The organism is Streptomyces endophyticus, assembly GCF_035798155.1.
Classification (GTDB): Bacteria; Actinomycetota; Actinomycetes; order Streptomycetales; family Streptomycetaceae; genus Streptomyces; species Streptomyces endophyticus.
The window spans coordinates 1-739 of the sequence record NZ_JAOZYC010000071.1 but is presented as its reverse complement, the minus strand read 5'-3'; the positions used below and the strand labels follow the sequence as shown (position 1 = coordinate 739).

Below are 739 nucleotides of genomic sequence, written 5' to 3'. Positions count from 1 at the left end.
TGGAGGACTGCCCGTGACTCGGTGCGGGATACAAATACTTCAGACCGCACACACCGCGCCACCCACGGGGGAACCCCATGAAGTACACCCGCATCTCCGCTTTCGCCGCCATCGGCGTCGCCGCCACTCTCTCGCTCACCGCCTGCGGTGGCGGCGACTCCGGGACGGACACCTCCTCCAAGGACTCCTCCTCCTCGTCCACGTCTTCTTCCTCGGACAGTGGCTCGAAGTCGGAGAGCGGCTCGGAGGCCGGCGACGCGAAGGCGGGCAGCGGTGACGACACCGAGGTCCAGGCCGGCGCCGCGAACAGCGCCGCGAAGTCCGGCTCCAAGGCCACCTTCTGCAAGACGCAGGACCTCGCCATCGACGCCGTGGACGCCGCGCCCGACGAGAGCGCGGGCCGGATCAACATCACCATGATCAACCGGGGTTCGACCACCTGCTCGGCCACCGGCTTCGCGGGCGTCGACATCAAGGACGCCGACAACACCTCGAACCCCATCGAGCGCGGCCACGCCCAGCCCCGTGTCACCACCCTCAAGCCCGGCGACGCGGCCGTCTTCAACCTCGCCTACGACATCGACAGCTCCGGCGAAAGCCTCTCCTCCCCGACCAACATCCTGGTGACGCCCCCGAACGAGACCCACTCCGTGACCCTCGACTGGCCCGCGGGCGCCGGAGACATCAAGGGCGCCTACACCGACGTCGAGGTCTACCCGACGCACACCACCAAGTAGGA

Annotated in this window: 1 protein-coding gene; it reads left to right on the top strand. The window is 68.3% G+C overall.

Features of this window, described 5'->3' with window-relative positions; genetic code table 11:
• Nucleotides 1–77: 77 nt before the first annotated feature.
• Nucleotides 78–737, top strand: a complete 660-nt coding sequence (locus OKJ99_RS09470) for a DUF4232 domain-containing protein (RefSeq protein WP_326015411.1) — start codon at nt 78–80, stop codon at nt 735–737.
• The last annotated feature ends 2 nt before the right edge of the window (nt 738–739 follow it).

Excerpts from the sequence above, each read along its gene's own strand:
- OKJ99_RS09470 (WP_326015411.1), top strand. The coding sequence starts at position 78 with ATGAAGTACACCCGCATCTCCGCTTTCGCCGCCATCGGCGTCGCCGCC.